The sequence below is a fragment of the Sphingomonas sp. Ant20 genome, from assembly GCF_000783375.1.
Lineage (GTDB): Bacteria > Pseudomonadota > Alphaproteobacteria > Sphingomonadales > Sphingomonadaceae > Sphingomonas > Sphingomonas aerolata.
Genome location: NZ_JRVI01000092.1, coordinates 1 through 3,025 on the forward strand (window position 1 = coordinate 1; position 3,025 = coordinate 3,025).

4 protein-coding genes are annotated in these 3,025 nt (G+C 68.7%); all 4 read right to left on the minus strand.

All coding sequences use genetic code 11. The annotated features are described in order from the left end of the window. Positions 1-61: 61 nt before the first annotated feature. On the minus strand, positions 62-1,162 hold the full coding sequence (locus tag NI18_RS12810; protein ID WP_306286403.1) for a sensor domain-containing diguanylate cyclase: 1,101 nt from the start codon (positions 1,160-1,162) through the stop codon (positions 62-64). 199 nt (positions 1,163-1,361) lie between these two features. Further along, on the minus strand, positions 1,362-1,730 hold the full coding sequence (locus NI18_RS12815) for a phosphonate transporter (RefSeq protein WP_037530251.1): 369 nt from the start codon (positions 1,728-1,730) through the stop codon (positions 1,362-1,364). Positions 1,731-1,798: 68 nt separating this feature from the next. Continuing rightward, positions 1,799-2,401 carry a response regulator gene (locus NI18_RS12820; RefSeq protein ID WP_037530253.1) on the minus strand — a complete coding sequence of 201 codons (603 nt, stop codon included), beginning with the start codon at positions 2,399-2,401 and terminating at the stop codon, positions 1,799-1,801. Beyond that, positions 2,391-3,025, minus strand: a 635-nt coding sequence (locus NI18_RS12825; RefSeq protein ID WP_128082213.1) for an ATP-binding protein, incomplete at its 5' end; no start/stop codon positions are given. The genes NI18_RS12820 and NI18_RS12825, both read right to left, overlap by 11 nt.

The window sequence follows — 3,025 nt, forward strand, 5'->3', positions numbered from 1 at the left end:
TCCGTCGCGACGACCGCGCAGGCGATGCGGTGCACCGCGGCGCGCGACAATCCGGGCCGGGTCACGCGGTCGCGGTCTCGCGCGAGCGGACCCGGTTCCGCCCGGCATGCTTGGCGGCGTAGAGGCGATCATCCGCGAGCGCGAGCAGCGCATCGATCGAACCGTCGGTTTCGCCGAGCGTGGCGCAGCCCAGGCTGGCGGTGACGTGCAAGCCACCGCGCGGCGTGTCGACCGCGATTCCGGCGATCGCCGCGCGCATCGCTTCGGCAAGCGCCGCCGCCTGATCCTCGTCATACCGCGGCAGCAGGACGCCGAACTCCTCGCCCCCGAGCCGCGCGAATATCCCGCAGGGCGGGAGCAGCGCGGTACACACATCGGTAACGCGGCGGAGCAGCGTGTCGCCGACCGGGTGGCCATGCGTGTCGTTGACCGCCTTGAAATGATCGAGGTCGAGAACGATCAGCGACAGCGATTGCCGCAGCTCGCGCCAGTGCCGCTGTTCGCGTTTCAGCACCTCGCCGAAATGCCGTCGGTTGGCGGCGCCGGTCAGGTGATCATGGTTCAACAGGCGACGCATGTCTTCCGCCGCCTCGCCACGCCGCGGCACGTCGCGCAGGATGACCGAGAAGCCGGAGGCGCGCGGCTCGCCCCGTTCGGATCGCGCGACGACGAGCCGCTGGCACCAGTAGCGCTCGCCATCCGCGCGCTGCTGCCATCCTTCCTGAAGATGCCAGCCCTCGCGCGCGGCGATCAGCAGCTGCTCGTCCAGGCGAAGATCGCCGCCGCTCGCCTCGGTCCCGCCGATCTCGGCGAGGTGGCGTCCGATGACATCGGCGGCGGCGTGTCCGGTCTGGCGGGCGAAGCAGGCGTCGGCGGACTGGATCTCGCCGCTGGGCGTGATCGTCAGCGCGGCATAATGGCTGACGCTGTCGAGCAGGGTCGCAAACCAGGTATCCGCCTGACGCAGCCGCGCCTCCTGGGCGACCTGCTCGCTGATATCGGACAGCGTCGCCATCAGTCGATCGGGGCCGAGCTTGACCAAGGTGCACGCCAGCACCTTGGGCGCGGTACCGCGTCGACGCGTGGCGAGATCGACGAAGATCCGGTGGCCGTCGCAGATCCGGCCCGTCGCCGGCGCATAGGCCGCGACGATGCTGCGCAATTCGGGCGCATGATGTTCGAGCGCGGCGAAGAGATTGCCGGGGGTCGCGCGGCCCGGCGAGCGGCAGGAGATGCTGCATCGCGTGCGGGTTCATCATCGCGATCGCGCCGCTGCTGTCGCACTCGATCAGGCCGACGGGGCAGGCGTACAGAAACTCGAGAAGCTCTTCCTCGCTCGACCTATCGCTCATCGACGCGGCTTAGCGTTCGATGAGGATATAGCGGCGCGCAACGCCGGGTGCCGCCAGCAGACGCAGCCGGACCCTGGTCGGGCGCATCCGCAGCGTGAGGACATAGGGGACGATGTCGTCGATCTCGGGCTCGTCCTCGAACCGCTGCGCGACCATGAAATTGTTCATGCACTGCGCCACCGCATCGAAGAACGGCACGCCCATCACGGTCGCGGGATCCAGGCCCGACATCCGCGCCTCGGTCGCGTTATAGACCTGGACGAGCGTGTCGGCTTCGAACCCGACCACCCCGAACGGCAGGGTGTCGCGGTCCTCGACGCGCATCGTGTCGAGCTCGGGCAGCGCGACATTATCAAAACTGTATTGTTCCAGTACCATAGCCACGGTCTCCCTGCGACAGCGCTATGGGGCGGCGGGGTTAAGTATAGCCTAAGATCGGCTGTTTCTTACAACGGCACGCACGTGACGCGCGCCTCGACCGCGAACCGGACGAGCTGCGCCAGGCTCGTCGCGCCCGTCTTGCGCATGAGATGCTCGCGGTAGGTTTCGACCGTGCGCGGGCTGATATCCAGCCGCGTCGCAATCTGTTTCGCGGTCAGCCCCTCAACGATCTGGCGCAGGACCTGGCGTTCGCGGTGCGAGAGCGAGGCGAGGCGCTGCTCGAGCAGGGTCGATTGCAGGATCCGGTCGCGGACCGCCGCCACCGCGCCGAGCAGCCGCTGCGCCTCGAACGGCTTTTCGAGCAGGTCGACAGCGCCCGATTTCATCGCCGCTACCGCCATCGGGATATCCGCATGACCGGTGACGAGGATCACCGGGTCCGACCGGTCGAGCGATGGGAGGGTCTGCAACAGCTCGAGACCGCTGAGGCCGCCCAGCGCGACGTCGCTGAGAATGATTCCGGGCGGAAGCCGCGGCAGGTCGAGCATGAACGCCTCGACGCTGGGGAAGGAGCGGGTCTCGAACTCCTCCAGCGCGAGGAGCATTTCGAGCGAGCGGCACATCTGGGGCTCGTCATCGATGATGTAGATCGGCCGGTCACGCGGCATGGGCGACCATTTCTCCACTGGACCCGGCACCAGGACGCTGCGGCAGCGAGACGCGGAAGGTCGCGCCGCCGCCGCTGTTCGTCGCGGCAGTGATCGTCCCCTCATGCGCGTCGACGATCGCGCGGCAGATGGCGAGCCCGACACCGAGGCCATGGGGCTTGCTGGTGCGGAACGGGGCGAAGATCGCCTGTTCCTGGCCGGGCGCGATGCCGGGGCCGGTGTCGGAGACGGTGATCGTGCACTGCCCGTCAGGCCCCGAGACGGCGCGCAGGTCGATCACGCGGATCGCCGTGTCGGACACCGCATCGGCCGCATTGGCGATCAGGTTGAGCAGGACCTGCTGGATCTGGATCGCATCGATCCACAATTCGCCGAGATCGGGCGCGATACTGACCTTCAGCTCCGCTCCGGCCTGACGGACCGCGAGCATGCCGAGCGTCGCCCCCTCCGCGATGATGTCGCGCGCATCGACCCATTGCGCCTGCAGCGGACCGCGCTCGACGAACCGGCGCAGCCTTTTGAGCACGGCGGCCGCCCGGAAGATCTCCTGGACCGCGCCGTCGAGCGCCGCGCCGACCTCGACAGTGTCGCGGCCGCGCGCCAGCGCCGCCTGCGCGACGGTGG